The 18,554-nt window shown below is 69.3% G+C and carries 18 protein-coding genes; 13 read left to right on the forward strand and 5 right to left on the reverse strand.

Annotated elements, in window-relative coordinates; genetic code table 11:
• The first annotated feature begins 806 nt into the window (after window positions 1–806).
• From ACWEFL_RS29610 to ACWEFL_RS29635, 6 genes are all read left to right on the forward strand, one after another.
• Complete coding sequence (locus ACWEFL_RS29610; RefSeq protein WP_451718268.1) at window positions 807–1,544, forward strand: hypothetical protein; 738 nt, start codon at window positions 807–809, stop codon at window positions 1,542–1,544.
• Window positions 1,545–1,786: 242 nt separating this feature from the next.
• Window positions 1,787–2,584, forward strand: a complete 798-nt coding sequence (locus ACWEFL_RS29615; RefSeq protein WP_451718271.1) for a thymidylate synthase — start codon at window positions 1,787–1,789, stop codon at window positions 2,582–2,584.
• 309 nt (window positions 2,585–2,893) lie between these two features.
• Complete coding sequence (locus ACWEFL_RS29620; protein ID WP_451718274.1) at window positions 2,894–3,403, forward strand: DUF2617 family protein; 510 nt, start codon at window positions 2,894–2,896, stop codon at window positions 3,401–3,403.
• The gene (locus tag ACWEFL_RS29625; protein WP_451718277.1) at window positions 3,400–3,807 is read left to right on the forward strand and encodes a DUF4247 domain-containing protein; all 408 of its coding nucleotides are present in this window, start codon (window positions 3,400–3,402) and stop codon (window positions 3,805–3,807) included. Before ACWEFL_RS29620 ends, ACWEFL_RS29625 begins: the two co-directional genes overlap by 4 nt.
• Before the next feature lie 54 nt (window positions 3,808–3,861).
• Window positions 3,862–4,299 carry a DUF350 domain-containing protein gene (locus tag ACWEFL_RS29630; protein ID WP_451718279.1) on the forward strand — a complete coding sequence of 146 codons (438 nt, stop codon included), beginning with the start codon at window positions 3,862–3,864 and terminating at the stop codon, window positions 4,297–4,299.
• A gap of 5 nt (window positions 4,300–4,304) precedes the next feature.
• Window positions 4,305–5,903 carry a polyamine aminopropyltransferase gene (locus ACWEFL_RS29635; RefSeq protein ID WP_451718281.1) on the forward strand — a complete coding sequence of 533 codons (1,599 nt, stop codon included), beginning with the start codon at window positions 4,305–4,307 and terminating at the stop codon, window positions 5,901–5,903.
• Between the two features lie 176 nt (window positions 5,904–6,079).
• Here the strand turns inward: ACWEFL_RS29635 and ACWEFL_RS29640 are convergent, their stop codons facing one another.
• The 3 genes from ACWEFL_RS29640 to ACWEFL_RS29650 all read right to left on the reverse strand — a co-directional run bounded on the left by ACWEFL_RS29640 (window position 6,080) and on the right by ACWEFL_RS29650 (window position 7,500).
• Window positions 6,080–6,466, reverse strand: coding sequence for a hypothetical protein (locus ACWEFL_RS29640; RefSeq protein ID WP_451718283.1), 387 nt, complete (start codon window positions 6,464–6,466; stop codon window positions 6,080–6,082).
• Window positions 6,463–6,726: a hypothetical protein gene (locus tag ACWEFL_RS29645; protein WP_451718285.1), complete on the reverse strand. Its 264-nt coding sequence runs from the start codon at window positions 6,724–6,726 to the stop codon at window positions 6,463–6,465. The genes ACWEFL_RS29640 and ACWEFL_RS29645 overlap by 4 nt, the downstream gene beginning before the upstream one ends.
• A gap of 120 nt (window positions 6,727–6,846) precedes the next feature.
• A complete protein-coding gene (locus ACWEFL_RS29650) occupies window positions 6,847–7,500 on the reverse strand; it encodes a TetR/AcrR family transcriptional regulator (RefSeq protein WP_451718286.1) in 654 nt (217 codons plus the stop codon).
• Window positions 7,501–7,594: 94 nt separating this feature from the next.
• Between ACWEFL_RS29650 and ACWEFL_RS29655 the strand changes: the two genes are divergently transcribed.
• From ACWEFL_RS29655 to ACWEFL_RS29675, 5 genes are all read left to right on the forward strand, one after another.
• Complete coding sequence (locus tag ACWEFL_RS29655) at window positions 7,595–9,109, forward strand: purine-cytosine permease family protein (protein ID WP_451718289.1); 1,515 nt, start codon at window positions 7,595–7,597, stop codon at window positions 9,107–9,109.
• A gap of 6 nt (window positions 9,110–9,115) precedes the next feature.
• Window positions 9,116–9,913 carry an MBL fold metallo-hydrolase gene (locus tag ACWEFL_RS29660; RefSeq protein ID WP_451718291.1) on the forward strand — a complete coding sequence of 266 codons (798 nt, stop codon included), beginning with the start codon at window positions 9,116–9,118 and terminating at the stop codon, window positions 9,911–9,913.
• Window positions 9,914–10,311: 398 nt separating this feature from the next.
• Window positions 10,312–11,667, forward strand: a complete 1,356-nt coding sequence (locus ACWEFL_RS29665; protein WP_451718293.1) for an esterase-like activity of phytase family protein — start codon at window positions 10,312–10,314, stop codon at window positions 11,665–11,667.
• 518 nt (window positions 11,668–12,185) lie between these two features.
• The gene (locus ACWEFL_RS29670; protein WP_451718295.1) at window positions 12,186–13,187 is read left to right on the forward strand and encodes a zinc-binding dehydrogenase; all 1,002 of its coding nucleotides are present in this window, start codon (window positions 12,186–12,188) and stop codon (window positions 13,185–13,187) included.
• A 327-nt stretch (window positions 13,188–13,514) separates the two neighbouring features.
• Window positions 13,515–15,212, forward strand: coding sequence for a lysyl oxidase family protein (locus ACWEFL_RS29675; protein WP_451718298.1), 1,698 nt, complete (start codon window positions 13,515–13,517; stop codon window positions 15,210–15,212).
• Window positions 15,213–15,293: 81 nt separating this feature from the next.
• On the opposite strand, the gene ACWEFL_RS29680 is transcribed toward ACWEFL_RS29675, so the two are convergent.
• On the reverse strand, window positions 15,294–15,815 hold the full coding sequence (locus tag ACWEFL_RS29680) for an ATP-binding protein (RefSeq protein WP_451718301.1): 522 nt from the start codon (window positions 15,813–15,815) through the stop codon (window positions 15,294–15,296).
• 225 nt (window positions 15,816–16,040) lie between these two features.
• Here ACWEFL_RS29680 and ACWEFL_RS29685 point away from each other — a divergent pair, with 225 nt between their 5' ends.
• Window positions 16,041–16,256 (forward strand): DUF397 domain-containing protein, encoded by a 216-nt coding sequence (locus ACWEFL_RS29685; protein WP_451718303.1) that lies wholly within the window; start codon window positions 16,041–16,043, stop codon window positions 16,254–16,256.
• 86 nt (window positions 16,257–16,342) lie between these two features.
• On the forward strand, window positions 16,343–17,245 hold the full coding sequence (locus ACWEFL_RS29690; RefSeq protein WP_451718306.1) for a helix-turn-helix domain-containing protein: 903 nt from the start codon (window positions 16,343–16,345) through the stop codon (window positions 17,243–17,245).
• Window positions 17,246–17,402: 157 nt separating this feature from the next.
• On the opposite strand, the gene ACWEFL_RS29695 is transcribed toward ACWEFL_RS29690, so the two are convergent.
• Window positions 17,403–18,215, reverse strand: a complete 813-nt coding sequence (locus tag ACWEFL_RS29695) for an SAM-dependent methyltransferase (protein WP_451718468.1) — start codon at window positions 18,213–18,215, stop codon at window positions 17,403–17,405.
• Window positions 18,216–18,554 lie beyond the last annotated feature (339 nt).

The following is an 18,554-nucleotide window of genomic DNA, read 5'->3' on the forward strand; positions in this document are numbered from 1 at the left end:
GCAGCTGCCCACCTGGTCGGTGCCCATCTCCGCCTTGAGCTCCCTGCCGGCCTGGCGGATGCCCTCCGGTGTCCTGCCGGGCACCGGCAGGGACACGGCCGCACACCGCGCCCACGGACGCCGGACGGCACAGCGCGCGGCGGATGGCACGGCGCGCGGCGGCCGGTACGCCGAAGAACATCCGAGTACGCCGAAGAGCACCCGAGCCCCCGGCTCGGCACCGGTGGGCCGCCCCGCCGATCGCCCCGGCCTACCGTGCCCGCACCCCCGGCGGTCCGCTGGAAGCGGTGACCTGTGACGCCCCACACCACACGACCGGCTCCCCACGTCTCGACGCCGTGGGGAGCCGTTTCCCCTCTCCCGGACGCCCCCGAACGAGCCGGACGACGAAACCGCTGCCGGAACCACAGGAACGTCTGCTCCGACGGCACCCCTCCGTCCCCGCGGGGGCACCGCGGAGAACTCCACGCAGCCGCACCCCTCCGGCACACGACGCGTGACAGGTCTTCAGGGACAAGAGGCATGCCGACCCCACAGTCCCCACCACCCGGCCGCCGGTGGGGCCGACGGAGTGAGCGCCGGTCCGCAATCGCCCGTACAGTCCAACGCCCCCTCAACCAGCCTTCGTACCAAGCCACTTACGGCCGCGCCGGACATCCTCCGAGCACCGCACGGAGCCCCGTGTACATCCACTCGGCCCTCTCCCTCCCCCTCCCCCACGTGTCCGAAATGACAGATAAAGGGATTATCGGACTGTCCATCCATGGACCGGCCCCTCAGCCGATGTCTCAGAGATAGGGAACGACATGACCAGGCGCAATATCGCCGTCACCGCCGCAGTCGCGGCCGCCGCGGCCTTGGCCGCCACAGGCGTCACCTACGCCTCCGCTGCCGCGGCCCCCGAGACGACCTCCGCCGTCCACCAGCCCAGCCTCACGGCGATCCCCGCCGGCAGCGACATCGGAGGCTACGGCGACAAGGAGGACGAGGACCGCGACCGCGGCAAGGAGCACGAGCGCGGCAAGGAGCACAAGGAACACAAGCGTAAGCACTTCCACCGCCACCACCACCATCACCACCACCGCCACCACGAGGGGCGGATCGACTTCAACGAGCGGACCTACTCCGCCCACCCCGGCGGCTGCATCACCGTCATCAGCGGCCTCGGCGCCAAGACCTTCAACATCCGCAACAACAGCCACCGGACCGTCGAGGTCTTCCGGGGCGCCACCTGCGACAACGGCGCCCCCCTCGCCACCGTCGGCCCCTGGAGCTCCAGCAACGGCGTCATGCCCCACCAGCACAACCACCACCACGGTAAGGAAGGCAAGGAGGGCAAGGAAGGCAAGGAAGGCCACAACGACGACGGCGGCATCCACGTCCGCCACGGCGTCGTCGGCAGCTTCCGCGTCATCCACGAGCGCCGTCATCACCACCACGAGCGCCACCACCACCGCCACCACCGTCATCACCACCACGGCGACCACCACGAGGAGGAGCGCCACCACGAGGAGGAGCACCACGAGGAAGAGCGCGGCAAGTAGCCACACCAACCGCGACTCCGACAGCAACAGCAACAGCATGGTGACCCCGGCCCGCCGCAATCGGGCCGGGGTCACCCGCACACAACACCACACCACCGCGCCCCGCCCGCACAACCACGCCCCGGCCGGACCACATCCCGCAGTCACCCTTCGGAAGCCGGGCTTGGCCACCCGACACCCATGAATGCTCACGTTCGATTGCCGTGCGGCCCTTGATCAGACAGGCCCTAGACTCGACGACTGTGGCGGACACTCAGTACGAAGACTTGTTGCGGCTGGTACTCACCTCCGGGACGGCCAAGGCCGACCGGACGGGCACTGGTACCCGAAGTCTCTTCGGCCACCAACTGCGCTACGACCTCTCGCAGGGGTTCCCTCTGGTCACCACCAAAAAGGTGCACATGAGGTCCATCGCGTACGAGCTGCTGTGGTTCCTGAGAGGCGACTCGAACATCGGCTGGCTGCATGAGCACGGCGTCACCATCTGGGACGAATGGGCCGACGCGAACGGGGAACTCGGTCCGGTCTACGGCGCACAGTGGCGTTCCTGGCCCGCCCCGGACGGCAGGCACATCGACCAGGTCAGCGAGGTCCTCGACACTCTGCGCCGGGATCCCGACTCCCGCCGGATGATCGTCTCCGCCTGGAACGTCGCCGATCTGGCCGAAATGGCACTCGCGCCGTGTCACGCCTTCTTTCAGTTCTACGCCGCCGACGGCAAGCTCTCCTGCCAGCTGTACCAGCGCAGCGCGGATCTGTTCCTCGGCGTCCCGTTCAACATCGCCAGCTACGCCCTCCTCACCCACATGGTGGCGCAGCAGGTCGGCCTCGAGCCGGGTGACTTCATCTGGACCGGCGGCGACTGCCACATCTACGACAACCATGTCGAGCAGGTGACCGAGCAGCTCTCGCGCACCCCGTTCGGCTTCCCCGAACTGCGTCTGCGCCGAGCCGACTCACTCTTCGCCTACGCCTACTCCGATGTGGAAGTGCTCGACTACCAGCACCACCCCGCCATCAAAGCCCCGGTCGCGGTGTGAACATCGGGCTGATCCGGGCGCGGATCCTTGATGGCGTGACCGGCGCCGACAACGCCGGTTCCGCGGCAACCGCCTGAGAACACCGCATAGTTCACAGCCACCGCGCTCCGGCCATCCCGTCGCGAACGGGACGGCCGCCCACCCGGAAGCACTTTGGCCAACGGCTTGTAGCATACTCAGCGGCAATTCTGCACGATCTTGAAGCGGGGGGATCACTGTGGTGTTCGAGGCTGCCGTCCTGGGCAGAGCGTGTGGGGTCACTCCCCACGGACGAACGGCCGTACCGGCCGCTCGGGTGGACCGTCTCGCATGAGCGGTACAGCCGATATAGCCGGAATAGCCCTCACGGTCCCTTATCTGGACACCGACGCCGACCAGCTCTCCTTCTCTCTCGGCCATTCCGCCCGTGACGCCCTCGCGGTGCGCGATCTGACGGTCGGAGGGCTCGATGTACAGCTCAGGCTTCTGGGCGCGTCCCACCAGGTCTTCGCGGGGCCGGTCGGCGAGACCGTGGCGTGCCTGCCGGGCGTCACGGGGGGTCTGCCGGACGCGGCGCGGGACTTCGACGCCTGGGAGTACCGTTTCGGCGCCCGTGTCCGCGGCTTCACCTCGCGTGAGTTCAGCGAGGAGGTGACCCGTATCCGCCGGGCGTCCGAGGCCCACCCCCGAGCGTTGTACGGAGTCTTCCCCGGCGTCCCGGAGGCGGTCACGGCCCTGGTCGTGGATCCGCTGGGAGACGGACTGAGCTGGCGCACATGGCACACCTATCCGCAGAGCCGCCGGATCGTGGCGACGCACACCCGGCTGGAGGCCCGATGAAGTCCGCACGACACATCTGCGCAACGGCGCTCGCCATGGTCGCGCTCGCCGCGTGCTCCGGCTCCGACACTCCGGAGAAGTCCAACAGCGTGCCGTACCAGTGGATTCGGCAGGAGTACACCGCGGGCGTCACCGGCTACGTCGACACGGTGGACCTGCCGGACAGGGTCGCGGACGAGATCAACGGCCATGCGTCGGCGCGGGACCGGAGCACCGGAGGGACGACGGTCTTCCTCCGCTACAGCGACGACATCGTGGCCATCGCTCCCCACGAGCGGGGCAGCGTGATCGAGGTCGCGGACTACCGTACCGGCTACTACCGGTGGGGAAAGAGCCTCCCCAGCGCATGGCCGCACCCGGACAGCGCCCAGTTCCGAGGCGGAGGCCCCGGCTCCGGTAAGTGAACCACCATCGACAGCCCGAACGAGCCCCTCTACGAACTCACTGAAAGGCACCCCGTGGCAGAGATATTGGAGTCGGCGGGCACCGCCCTGCTCTACGGCCTCGTAGGCTTCGTCGTCATGGCGGTCGGCTTCGTCGCGCTCGACCTCGTCACCCCCGGAAAGCTCTTCCACGTGGTGTGGACCGAGCGCAACCGCGGAGCCGCCGTTCTTCTCGCCGGCCAGACGGTCGCCATCGGCCTGGTCATCGAGCAGTCCATCCGGGCCAGCGAGTCCGAGCAGGGCCTCGGCCTCGGGCTGGCCAGCACTCTCCTGTACGGCCTGGCCGGAGTGGTCGTCATGACGCTGATCTCGTGCGTCGTCGGCCTCCTCACCCCTGGGCGCCTGGGCGCCGCCGTACTCGACGACAACGGTGACCGTCCCCATCCCGCCGCCTGGGTACAGGCCGCCATGTACCTCGGCACGGCCTTCATGGTCGGTGCCGCCGTCTCCTGAACGCCATGAGCACCGTCACCGCCGACGGCGCCACCACGACCGCCCCGCCCGTGCGCGGGCCGCAGTCGCGGGGAGCGCGGTTCCTCCTGCTGCTCGCGGTGTTCATCTGCGCGGCCTGCGGCCTGACCTACGAGCTGGCGCTGACGGCGCTCGGCAGCTACCTCATCGGCAACTCCGTGATGCAGACCTCCGTGGTCATCTCCGTCATGGTCTTCGCCATGGGAATCGGCTCGCTGGCCGCCAAGCCGCTGCAGAAGCGGGCGGTCGGCGGATTCGCGCTCGTGGAGGGAGTGCTCGCGCTCGTCGGCGGCCTGTCGGTGCTCGTCCTGTACGTGTCGTTCGCGTGGCTGCGCATCTACATGCCGGCCATGGTGGTGGTCTCGTTCTCGGTCGGCCTGCTCATCGGGGCCGAGATTCCCCTGCTGATGACGCTGCTCCAGCGGATCAGGCGGCAGGAGGCGGGGAGCGCGGTCGCCGACATGTTCGCCGTCGACTACGTCGGCGCCCTGGTGGGGGGCCTGGCCTTCCCCCTCCTGCTCCTGCCCGCCTTCGGCCAGCTCAAGGGTGCGCTGGTGGTGGGCGGGGTCAATGCGATGGCCGGTGTCGTCGTCGTGCTGTGGATCTTCCGCCGCGAGACCCGCCGTATCGTGCGCATCGGCCTGCTGACCGGGATGGCCGCTGTCCTGGCCGTGCTCGGCACGGTGTACGTCCTGGCCGACGACATCGAGGTGAGCGCGCGTCAGCAGCTCTACCGCGACCCGATCATCCACACGGAGACGACGCCGTACCAGGACATCGTCGTCACCCGGTCCACGGCGTTCACCGGTTCACCGGACATCCGGTTGTTCCTGAACGGCGATCTCCAGTTCTCCTCCGTGGACGAGTACCGCTACCACGAGGCGCTCGTCCACCCGGCCCTGGCGAAGAAGCGCTCGTCCGTACTGATCCTGGGCGGCGGTGACGCGCTCGCGCTTCGGGAGGTCCTGCGCTACGACGATGTCGAGGAGGTCACCCTGGTCGACCTCGACCCCGCCATGACGAGGCTCGCGCGTACCTTTCCACCGCTGGTCGACCTCAACGACGGCGCGCTCGGCGATCCGCGGGTCACGGCCGTGAACGCCGACGCCTTCAACTGGCTGCGGGACGCCTCCCGGCGCTACGACGCCGTCCTCATCGATTTTCCGGATCCGGACACCGCCTCGCTGGCGAAGCTCTACAGCGTCGAGTTCTACCACCTGCTCCGCCGGGTCCTGAACCCGGACAGCCAGGTGCTGGTGCAGGGCGGCTCCCCGTTCTTCGCGCCCAAGACGTACTGGTCCATCGCCACGACGATCGCCGAGGCCGGCTACTCGACCACGCCCTACCAGGTCGACGTTCCCAGCTTCGGGAACTGGGGCTTCCTCCTCGCCACTCCGGGCGCGGACGGCCCGCCGCCGCCACTGCTTCTGGCGGAGAACGCCCCGCGCCTGCGGTTCCTGGACACGGCCGTCCTGCGGGCGTCAGCCGTCTTCCCCCTCGACCGCCGCCCCCGCAACGTACGCGCGAGCACGCTGATGGACCCGGTGGTCCTGGAGTACACCCGCCATGAGTGGAAGAACTACTAAGAGCAGCAGGGACTTGTCCAGGTCGATGTCGAGGACCACGTGCCGGGCCGCCTTGGCGGTCTCCTCGTCGTCCGGGGCACCAGACCCGCCGGCGCACCCCGCACCGTCCGGGCCGACGGAACTGTCCGTCCACGGCGTCGGCGGAACTGTCCGCCGACGCCGTGGACGGTCGCCACTCAGCGGTTGAGGTCGAGCAGGGGGACGGTGTGCCCGTCGTAGGCATGGGGGGCGACGGTGGCGATCAAGGCGTCGGCGTCCCATGCAGGCAGGTGCCGCACCGCGTGGACCGCCGCGGCGATCCCCGCGGGGAGACCGTCCCGGCGCAGCCGGGCGACGGCGAGTGCGGCGGGGTAGTCGAGGTCGGCGGTGTGGATGACGTCGAGCTGGCCGATGTGTTCGGTGATTCCCGGCTTTTCGGCGTCGGCTTCCAGGATGGAGAGGACCGGTGTCCACAGTCGGGTGTCCGTCTCGAAGTGGGCCCGGTGGATCAGGGCGGACACCTGCCGGTTTCCGGAGAGCGCCAGGAGGGAGGGGGTGTCCAGAACGAGGTGGTGCCGGATCACACGGCTGCGCCCGGTCCGTCGCCGAAGGCATCGCGAAGGCGGCGGCCCATCGCCGCGCTCTCCTCGTCGGTCACGTCGACCCCGAAGTGCTCGGCCAGGTAGGCACGCGTGGCCTCTGCGCGCTCCCGGCGCTCCTCCTCGGTGAGCGTCGCCTCGGCGAACTCCTGCACCAGGGAGCGGATCGACGTCCCCCGCGACTCCGCGATGACCGCCAGCCGGTCACGGACCTCCGACGGAACCCGGATCATGGCATCAGACATAACCGCAGTATACATACACGTATACACCCAGGGTGAAGGGATACGGGAAGCACCGCGCCGGTCCGGTCCGCGACCGGCGAAGTCCCAGATGTGCGGGCGGCGGAGAACCGTGAAGGGGTTTCACCGCATTCCGAAAGTTCCTACGGGCAGGCCGAGTTCGCGTTCCGCGACGATGAAGACGAGTTCCTCGACGGTGCCGTAGGTGACGGCTTTCCGCATGACGGCCTGGACGCTGAGCCCGTCGAGGACGGCGAGAATACGCGTGGCACTGGCCTCGGGGTCGGCGGCGGTGAAATCACCGGACCGCATGCCTTCGCGGATGAGGGCGGCGAGTTGCCCGACGTCCGCGGTCATCTGGGCGATGACTTCCGTGTGCAGCGCGGGGCGTCGGCGGCCCAGCCGCCACGCGTCCAGCCACAGCAGGCTCATGCTGTCGCGGTCCCCGGCGGTATGGAACCGCAGCAGTGCGCGCAGGCGCTCGACCGGGAGGCTCGCGCCGTCGGCCCCGCCGTCCGCCGCGCGTTCCATGGCGGCGTCGATGTCGTGCGACTCCTGTTCGGCGGCGGCCTTGAACGCCTCGGCGAGCAGGCTGTCCACCGACGGAAAGTAGTGGCTGACGAGACTGCCCGCCACCCCCAGCCTGTCGGCGACATTCCGGAGCGTGATCTGCTCCAGGCCCTCACCGAGGGCTAAGGCCGAGGCCGCGGCCACGATCTCGGCGCGCCGGTCTTCGGCGGACTTGCGGCGGACTCTGCCTCGGGGGGTTGACGTCACGCCCCGGATTCTATTGACTGCTCGCTCAACAGTCAATTGAGCACACGCTCAGTAAGGCTCCGTGGCAGACCACGCCCCGGCCCTGGGAGGCTTCATGTCCACAACCGCGCGAACCGACCCCGAGAGAGCGGGCTCCGGCTCGTTCGGCAAGGTCGAGGCTCATGGCATCGACCGCATCCCCGACGACGAACGCCACGGCCATCCACGCGAGTTGCTCCGCATCTGGGCCTTCGCCAGCGTGAACTACCTGTACATCCTGCTCGGCGGCCTGCTGATGGTCTTCGGGCTCACCGTGTGGCAGGCGCTCGCCGTCGTGGTCGTGGGCAATGTCTTCTGGGCCGCCATCGGCCTGCTGGCGACCAGCGGCCCGGTGTCCGGAACGCCCAGCGGCGTCATCACCCGCGCCATGTTCGGGACCCGCGGGAACCGGCTCGTCGTCGGCGTGTTCAGCTGGCCGAGCTTCATCGCGTACGGAGCCATCAACCTCTCCGTCGGCGGCCTCGCCGCCTTCGCCTTCGCCGAGCAGGTGGGCCTGTCCGCGGACCGGCCGGCACAGATCGCCATCGTGCTCCTGATCGCCGCGGTCACCCTGACGATCAGCGTCTACGGGTACGGCACCATCCTCAAGGTGAGCGGGGTCATCACCACCGCGCTCGCCCTGTGCATGGCCGTGCTCGCCGGCTACGTTCTCACCCAGGCCCGCTGGGACTACGCCCCCGCACCCGAGTCCGCGCTGTCCGGCGGCGCGCTGTGGGCCGTGATCACCGCCGGTGTGTCGCTGACCGCCTCCTCGCCGCTGTCCTGGGCGATCAGCCCCGACTACGCGCGCTATCTGCCCGCGAACACCTCCCCGAAGGCCGTCGCCCTCTGGACGACTCTCGGGGGAGTCGTCCCGGCGGTCCTCCTCGGGGCCGTGGGCGTACTCGCGGGCAGCATCGTCGACATGACCGACCCGCAGACCTCCCTCGCCGCGATCCTGCCGGGCTGGTTCTACCCCGTGTTCCTGTTCGTGATCGTGATCGGCTCGATGACGAACAACGTGATCACCCTCTACAGCTCGGGCCTCTGCCTCCAGTCGGTCGGTCTGCGCCTGCCCCGCATGGTCACCGTCCTGCTCTGCGGCCTCCTCGGAACCGGCATCGCCTGCTACGCGCTCTTCATCTCGAACTTCACCGACGCCCTCAGCAACATCCTCGAACTCTCCGTCGCCTTCGCCGGGCCGTGGATCGCCATCATCGCCTCGGACCTGCTGATGCGGCGCAACCGCTACGACGGCTTCGAACTGCACGACGAAACCCCCGCCGGCCCGTACTGGTTCACCGCCGGCACCAACTGGGCGGGCTGCACGGCCCTCGTCGCCGGCACCACCGCCGGCGCGCTCTGCATGAACACCACCCTCTTCACCGGCCCCGTCTCCGAGGCCCTCGGCGGAGCGGATCTGACCTTCGTCATCGGCCCGACGGTCGCGGCCACGCTCTACCTCACCCTGATCAGGGCCTTCTACCCGAAGCAGTACGCCATCGCGCGCAGCCGGACCGCGAACGGAGGCGACGAGGCCGCGCCCGTACGCGAGACACCCACCCCCATCACGACCGCCAAGGGAAACTGACCAGCCATGCCCGCCTACACCCCGCTTCCCGTCGCCGATCAGTGGTACACCGTCACCGCCGTCGACGAATCCCTCACCCTGATCCAGGAGCCCCACGTCGACCCGCTGCTCAGCGCCAACACCTGGCACATCCGCGGCGCCCGCCACGATCTGCTGATCGACGCCGGTCTCGGGATCACATCTCTGCGCCGGGCACTGCCGGAACTCTTCGCCGACCGTGAACCGGTCGTGGTCCTCACCCACGCCCATCTGGACCACATGGGCTCGGCACACGAGTTCACCGAGTGCTGGGCCCACCCGGCCGAACCCGTCGGCGTCCCCGGCCGCGGTTCACTGGTCACCCGAGTCCTCAACGACATCCTCGGCGCGGACCCGTCCGATGGCACGGTCCTGCCGCCGGTGCTGCTCGACGCCGTTCCCTCGGCCGACTACGACCCGCACGCCTACGAGTTGCGCCCGGCGGCCGTCACCCGGCACCTGGAGGACGGCGACATCATCGATCTGGGCGACCGGCTGCTGCGCGTACTGCATCTGCCCGGTCACACCCCCGGCAGCATCGGCCTGTACGACGAGAGCAGCCGAACCCTCTTCTCCGGAGACGTCCTCTACGACGACGAACTCCTCGACACCCTGGAGGGCTCCGATATCGGCCAGTACATCGCGACCATGAACCGGCTGCGCCGCCTCGATGTCGCCACCGTCCACGCGGGCCACGGCGCGAGCTTCGGACCCGAGCGCATGCGGGCCATCATCGACGCGTATCTGTCGTCACGCACGGGGCACGGCCGCCCGGCACACGACTGAGGCAACGCGCCGCCGGGACGGTCCCTGCGGGCCGGCCCCACCGGGCCGTCGCCGGGCTCGCCCCGCTCACGCCCGCGGGCACGGGATCCGGCCGCGCCCCACCGGACGCTCGGCCTCCCGCCCCTTCAGCGGACCGTCGCCTCCCCTATCGACACCCGGCACAAGTGGGACCGATGGGAACACGTGATCACAAAATCCCGCACGAATCGCCCGTCCCTCCGGCGGAGACCGGCCGAACCCGTGGGAACGGCCCCCACGGGCCGGGTCCTTGGGGCAGGGTTCATCCGGGCGCGTAAACCCGTTCTCAGGTGTGTTCGGTGTGGGTACCCCCCCACCGGAACTCTCTGGTTCCGCGCGTCCGACCGTACCGAACCGCCTGACCCCCACCAGGAGGCCCGATGTCCCCCCACGCACGTCCGTCCCACCCGCTGCGCCGATCCATCGCCCTGGGAGTGCCGGTGGCCCTGGTCGCGGCCATCGCCGTGGCCGCGACCGCCACCGGCTCCCCGTCCCCCGCCGAGTCCGCCGAGCCCGAAGTGGTGAGCTCGGCCGTACTCGACGAGATCCCGCTGGCGGAGTTCAGCAACTCCCTGTTCCCCGGATCCGTCGGCAACGACCGCGGCGTCCACCTGGGCATCGGCAGCGATCTGTATCCCGCCGACCGCAAGAACGAGTTCTGGGCCCTGACGGACCGCGGCCCCAACGGGCTGATCACGGTGGACGGTGTGAAGCGCCGTACCTTCGCCGTGCCGGAGTTCAATCCGGCGATCGTCCGGATCCGGGTCTCCGGTGAGCGTGTTCAGGTACTCAAGGCGATCCCTGTCACCACGAGGTCCGGGAAGCCGGTCACCGGTCTGCCGAACCAGTCGACGCGCGACGAGGCGCCGTTCACCTTCGACGCGCGGGTCCCGCTCGCCTTCAATCCGGACGGGCTCGACACCGAGGGCCTCGTCCGGGCCGAGGACGGGTCCTTCTGGCTCGTCGACGAGTACGGACCCTCACTGGTCCATGTCTCCGCCCGCGGCCAGGTGCTCGCCCGGTATGTACCCGAGGGGCTGAACCTTCGGGATACGGGCTATCCCGTCGTCGAAGCCCTGCCGTCGATCCTGCTCCAGCGCAAGCAGAACCGAGGCTTCGAGGCGCTGACGCTCCTGCCCGGCGGGGATCTGCTGATGGCGTTGCAGAGCCCGCTCCTGGTGCCGGACAAGGCCGCCGGCGAGTCCTCGCGCAATGTGCGGCTGCTGCGGTTCTCGCCCGAGGAGGGCGAGGTGACGGCCGAGTACGCGTACCGCTTCGACCCGGTGGACGTCGTCGATCCCGCCGAGACAGCCACATCGGAGCTCAAGCTCTCCTCCCTCGTCGCCATAGGCGACGACACCGTCCTGGTGCAGGAGCGCACGGACAAGTCCTCACGGCTGCACCGGGTGCGGCTGCCGCGCGGAGAGGGCATCCTGGACACCCGCTGGGACGATCCGGAGACCTCCCCCAGCTATGAGCAGACCGAGGATCCGGCGGCGGCCGGGGTTCCGGTACTGGCCAAGGAACTGGTCGTCGACTTCGGCAAGGTGCCGGGGGTGCCCGGAAAGATCGAAGGGATCGCCGCGGTCGGCCGCGACACCCTCGCACTGATCAACGACAACGACTTCGGGATGTCGGACGGTCCAGGAGCCTTCGACGAGCAGGGCAGGCTGGTGGACAGCGGCCTCAACACCAAGGTGACCCATGTCAGGCTGCCGCGCCCCCTGCGACGCTGACGGTCCGCCAGGACCTGGGGGCAGCCACCGGCCGGGCCGGATGGCTGCCCCCACCCGCGGCGCGAGGGCACCGGACCAGCCGGTGAGTCCGGGCGTCGGTGATCGTTCACCGGGGCCCGAACGCACCCTGAAGTGAACACCGGGGCTATGTGGACGCGGAGGGGGAACGTAGCTGGAGGGCACGGAATTCGCCGCGCGATCGCGAAGCCCGCGGGGCCCCTCGACGACCGCGACATCGCCATGTACGGAGCCGTCGCACGCAAGCTCTGACACAACACACGGCACAACCGGCGGTGCTCGGCACCCGGCGCCGTACGGTTCGAGTGACGCCGAGCCGGTCGCCGTCGTCCGACTGACGGCCTCCGGGGTGCGGGGAACTCCACGGGCCGCCGCCTCCCTCGCCCTCGAACGCGGCCGCTCCGCACACCGCGTACCGCCATCGGTGCACCCCGCCGGACCCGTCGGCGCACCGCTCCCCCGTCCTCCTGCGGCGTTGCGCCACCATGACCTCGGCGAACATGACCGAGGAGGCACCGTTGGCGGGAAACATGAGAGCCGTCGTCCTCGACGAACCGGGAGGGGTCGACCGGCTCAAGCTGCGCAGCATCCCCATTCCCGAGCCCCGACCCGGATGGGTGAGGATCAAGGTCGAGGCGTTCGGGCTGAACCGGTCCGAGCTGCACACCCGGCTCGGGCTCGCCGAAGGGGTGGTCCTCCCCCGAGTCCTCGGGATCGAGGCGGTCGGCACCGTCGACGCGGATCCCGACGGCGTCCTCGGCGTGGGACAGCAGGTGGCGGCCATGATGGGCGGGATGGGACGGACCTTCGACGGCGGGTACGCGGAGTACACCGTCGTACCGCGGTCCCAGATCATCCCCTTCGACTCACCGCTGCCCTGGGCGACCCTCGGCGCGGTACCGGAGACCCTTCAGACCGCGTACGGATCCCTCACCACCGGCCTGGACCTGAGAGCGGGTCAGGCCCTGCTGATCCGCGGCGGCACCTCCGCGCTGGGGCTGGCCGCCGCGGCCCTGGGCAAGGCGCTCGGGGCGACGGTCCTGTCGACGACCCGGAACCCCGACCGCACCACCGCGCTCGCCGAGCACGGGGTGGACCATCCCCTGGTCGACGACGGCGAGATCGCGGGCAGGGTCCGGGCGATCGTCCCCGGCGGGGTGAACGCGGCACTCGAGCTGGTCGGCACGCCCACCCTGCCGGACACCCTGGCCTCGACCCGCGTGCACGGGACCGTCTGCTTCGCGGGGATGCTCTCCAATCAGTGGATCGTCCACGACTTCTACCCCATCGCGTATCTGCCCCGCGGGGTACGTCTGACCGCGTACGGCGGCGACGCGGACGACCTGCCCGCCGAGGTGCTCCAGCGCTTCCTCGACCGGATCGCCGCGGGCGAGATCTCCCTCGGCCCCGTCCATGCCTACGCCATGGAGGACATCAGGACGGCCCACCACGACATGGAGCAGGGCCGCCGTACGGGCAAACTCGTCGTCCTCACGCAGTGACGTGCCGGCAGGCGATGCCGGCAGGGGTCGTCGGCATCGCCTGACGGTACGGCCTCGTCACCGCCGTCCGCGACCGGTGGCGAACTCCTCTACCACAGGCGACAGTTCGTCGGAGACGAGTCGTCCCATCGGCGGCTGGAATCATGATGTGACGTCAGTTTTCGGCCACGATCGGTGAGATCACGGTTTCACAGACAACCCACAGGTTGCTCCGCTCCTCTGAAGGGACAGCCACGGATCCCGCCGCCCGACCAAGCGGCAGGGGCAGACCGTCCGTGAGCGAACCGTTCGACCTTCCTGTTCAGTGGCAATCGTCAACGAGGAATCATGAGCAGATCTCAACGCAACCGCCTGTGGCGTTCCGGCCTCGCCGCCTCCGCTTCGCTCGCCGTGGTGGCCGGCGTGGCCGGAGCCGCGCCCGTGGCTCAGCCCAAGGCGTCCGCACCGAAGCTGAGTCTGATCGCCGCTTCCGACTCCGTGATACTCGACCGGTACGAGGGGGAACCCGGCGAGGCGTCCGGGGTCTATCTGGATCTGGGCACGTACCTGAGCGCCGAGGGCGGCCCGCTGGAGTTCAAGGTGACCCGCAAGTCCTACAAGGACCCCGTGGTCGCCCAGCAGGTCGTCCGGGACGGGAAGAAGACCCGGACCCGGACCCTGCCGAAGCACATGGTGAAGGACTTCTCGGGGCTGCCGGACTTCCTGCAGATCACCCTCACCGACTCGTCCGGACGGACGGTCGCGACCAAGAAGGAGCCCTTCTGCCCGAACAACGCGTCGGGGCGGATCCGCCCCGACGCCCCGGACAACCCCAAGTATCCGCAGGGTTGCCCCACCAACCCCTTCACCCTCGGCTCGGTGTGGGGAATCGAACGGGGCTGGGCGTCCAACACGTATCAGGGCTTCTACTCGACTCCGGTCGACGTGCCGGACGGCACTTACACGGCGAAGGTGTCCGTCGCCAAGCCGTACCGTGCCTTCTTCGGCATGTCCGACCGCCCGCACAGCCTCAAGGTGACCGTGCGGACACCGGTGACACCGCCCGGCGAGGGCGGCCCCGCCCGGAGCGCGGGCGCGCACGCGTCCCACTCCGCGGGTCACTCGGGGCATGGGACGCCGGGACCGGTGAACGGCGTGGGGCCCGCTCAGCTCAAGGGCCACGGAATAGACGCTTCCGCACCGCCGGCGCTGCCGTACGCCCTCAAGAAGGCGAGCCTTCGGGCCGCGGCCGTGGGCGACGGACCGGGGCGCACGGACGGATCGAGGAGCAGGCCCGCGCTGAAGCCCGCCGCACAGCGCCCGGCCGGCCGGGCCGGGGTGCCGCAGAACGTGCCCAAGCCCGACCTCCGCGCACTGCCCGCCTGGGACATCTTCATCGACGCGGGCCGGGGCGGCGAGGCTCCGGGACGGGACCATCTCGCCTTCGGCAGCACCACGTGGAACGCGGGCCCGGCGCCGTTGGTCGTGGACGGGTTCCGCAAGCCCGGCAAGGATCTGATGGACGCCTATCAGTACTTCTACGACGCGAAGGGGAAGCAGGTCGGCTACGCGCCCTCCGGCACCATGGAGTGGGACCCGCGCGAGGGTCATCTGCACTGGCACTTCACGGACTTCGCCGCGTACCGGCTACTCAAGGCCGACAAGAAGGCGGTCGTCCGGAGCGACAAGGAGGCGTTCTGCCTGGTGAACACGGACGCCGTCGACTACACGGTGAAGAACGCCAACTGGCACCCCGGCAGCACCGATCTGGGCTCTGCGTGCGGTGAGCGGAACGCGCTGTCCGTCCGGCAGTCACTGGACGTCGGCTCCGGTGACACCTACTTCGGATTCCTTCCCGGCCAGTCCTTCGATGTGACGGACGTGCCGAACGGGACGTACTGGATCCAGGTCGTCGCCAACCCGGAGAAGCGGTTGCACGAGTCGAACCTCAACAACAACACCTCACTGCGCAAGGTCGTCCTGGGCGGCAAGCCGGGCGCCCGCACGGTCACCGTGCCCCCGCACGACCTCGTCGCCTCCCGCTGAGGCCGGGGGAAGTCCACCGCACAAGCCGGGACCCGGTCGCGCGTTCGCGCGTGGCCGGGTCCCGGCTTGTGCTCGGAGGGGTCACGCCGTGGAGGGGAGGGGCGGTTGAAGGGGCAGCGCCGCCCAGACCGTCTTGCCGCGCGGCGGTGTCAGCTCCCAGGACCAGGTTTCGCTGAGCGCGGTCACCAGGGCGAGGCCGCGGCCGCCGAGGGCGCCGTCCTCCGCGTCGCGGGGGCGCGGCGGAGTGGAGCTGGGGTCGGTGACCGCGCAGACGAGGTCTCCGGGGTGCAGGAAGATACCGAGCCAGACGGGGTAGTCGCCCTCGTCGGCGGCTATGGGGTCCAGCGCGTGCTGAACGGCGTTGGTGACGAGCTCGCTCACGACGAGGGTCGCGTCGGGGACGAGGCTTTCCAGTGCCCATCCGTTGAGGGTGCTGGCGACGAAGTTCCGTGCCTGGGGGGCGTTGCGGAGCTGTCCGTCGAGACCGCACGCGGCGAATCCGGTCGGACCGGCGCCGTATCTCCATGGGAGGTCGTTCGGTGAGTCCGGCCCGGACGTCCACTCCGTACCGGGCCCGGCACCAGGGGAATGGTTTCCCCGCACGGTGCTCGTTCTCGATGAGACTGACGCATGGGTCGTCACTGGCCGTGTCCCCCTGAAGGTCGGTATTGACGCGGTGTCAGCCACCGTGCGCACGAGTATGGTCGAGGTCCGCCCCTTAATGCAATTGCATCCGGGATTGCATTCGAGATTGCATTCGTTGGAGAGTGGAGCGAACGAACAGGCGTACTGTGAGGGGCTGTTGCTGTGAAACGAATCGTCAACGGCATGCGGGCGACTGCACTGGACCAGGTGACCTGGACCAAGAGCAGTCACAGCAACGCGACGGGGAACTGTGTGGAACTCGCCGCGCTGCCGGACGGCTCCGTCGCGATCCGTAACTCCCGCGATCCGCAGGGTCCCGCGCTGATCTATACGCGCGAGGAGATGGTCGCGTTCGTGGCGGGCGCAAGGGGTGGCGACTTCGACTCGGTCATCGGCTGAAAACCGTCTCCGAACCGGTCGACTCGCCCCCGGGGACGGGTGGATGGTGGATACTGTTATTTTCCCCGCGTCCGCAGGAGCGCCCGATGGCTGCAAGCGACCCGAACGAGTCGTTGTTTCCACGATCGCTGGGGGCGGTGGAGAAGAACCCGACCGCGCTGAAGCTGATCCTCGGCGGCAAGCTGCGCGAGCTGCGCATCGCGGCCGGGCTGGATCCCGCCGACGTCGACGGCCGGCTCGGGTTCTCCCGGTCGAAGACCAGCCGGATCGAACTGGGCCGGCACGGCTGCAAGCGGGCTGACGCCCTCGCCTTTCTGCGTCTGTACGAGGTCGACGGCGCGGAGCGGGTGGACGAGTTCCTCCGGCTGGTGGAGCAGTCCCACCGGACCGACTGGTGGAGCTCGTTCAGCGACGTCCTCTCCGACTTCTTCACACCGCTCGTCGCGCTGGAAGGTGCCGCCGAGCGCGTCCGCGCCTACGAGCCGTTCTATGTGCCCGGTCTGCTCCAGACCTCCGCTTACACCCGCGCCGTGATCAAGGCCGGTCCCGGCAGGCTCCTGCCGCACGAGGTGATGCGCCGGGTCGAACTGCGGCAGGAACGCCAGCGTCAGCTGGATCATCCGGACGCGCCACGGATCTGGGCCGTGATCGACGAGTCCGTGCTGCTGCGGACGGTCGGCGGCAGGGAGGTCATGCGGGCACAGCTGGAGCACCTGCTGACGTTGATGGAACGCCCGAGGGTCACTCTTCAGATCGCTCCCCTGGACGTGTCGGCCGCCGTCGGACTCGGCACTGGCGTGACGTATCTCCGCTTCGCCCTGGGCGATCTCAAGGACGCCGTGTACATCGAGCATCTGACCGACTCGACCTTCACCCAGAAGCCCGTGGTCGTCGAGGAGTACCGGAACATGCTGGACCGGCTGGGGGCGTGCTCGCTCACTCCCGGGGAGTCGCGCGAGGTGCTGCGGGCGCGGATACGCGACGTCTGAGCCGCCTCTCGGGAAACCCGGCGTCCGCTGATTCCGGACGCCCGCGTCCGAGGCCGGACGACCGGCTGCCGCACCGGGGCCGAACGACCGCAGCCCGTGTGCCGCTCACCAGGATGGTGAGCGGCACACGGGCCGCGGCGACGCTCGCGTGGAGGCGTCATTCTATGCGGGCGACTCCACCCCACTCGATCCACTCGTCCGTCTGCTGGACGGGTGCCAGTTGACTGTCGGGCCGCCAGGTCGAGACCTCCACCAGACCGGGTTCGAGGATCCGCAGATCCTTGAAGTACTCGGTGACCTCGCGCTGTTCGCGTACCCGGCCCCAGTTGCCGCCGGTGGCCTCGGCCATGAAGTCGGTGACGAACTTCCGGATCTCCGGCCGGTCGCTGACGAGCTGGCAGACGACGAGGAAGCTGCCCGGCACGAGCCGATCGGCCACCCGGCGGACCAGGCCGGCGGGGTCGCTCTCATCCGGGATGCAGTGCATGACCGACACAAAAAGGGCCGCGACGGGTTGGCTGAAATCAATCAGCCGAACCGTCTCCTCATGACCGAAAATGCCGTCGGTGTCGCGCATATCAGCCTGGATGACGGCGGTGCGGTCGTTCTCGTCGAGCAGCGCCCGGCCGTGCGCGAGCACGATGGGATCGTTGTCCACGTAGACGACGCGCGAGGAGGCGTCCACCTCCTGGGCGACCTGATGGACGTTGTCCTGAGTGGGCAGACCGGAGCCGTGGTCGATGAACTGGCGTATGCCGTACTCGCTGGCCAGCAGCCGCACCACCCGCTGGAGGAACCGCCGGTTGTTGACCGCCAGCACCTTGGTGCTGGGCACCTGCTTCAGCAGTTCCTCACAGGCGTCACGGTCCGACTGGTAGTTGTCGCTGCCCCCCAGGTAGTAGTCGTACATACGTGCCACGCTGGGCACCGTCGTGTCGATGGCGTCCGGGCGCCACGACTCCCCTTGCATCCAGTACTCACCTGTGTCTGTAGATAGCATGAACTGAAGGGGCCCATGCTAAGGAGCACGGGAAGTCCGGTACAGGTCCGTGCGCGGAGAACGGATGGGCACGGTTTCTTTTCGGCCACCGACCATGGGTGTGTGCGGTCGGTGTTCCCACCGGGAACGGGCAACGCCGAGGTGCCGCCGGGTTCCGTCCGCCCCCTGTCCACTCTGTGGGCCCCCTCCGTCACACCGTCACCGGAGCGGCGGTGGCCTGCGGTGTTCCGAAGCCGGCCGTCACTGTCAGTGCACCGCGCCGAAGCCCGCGCACATCGGCCCCGAGGAGAACCGGGGAACGATCGGCCC

The organism is Streptomyces sp. NPDC004838 (assembly GCF_053600955.1).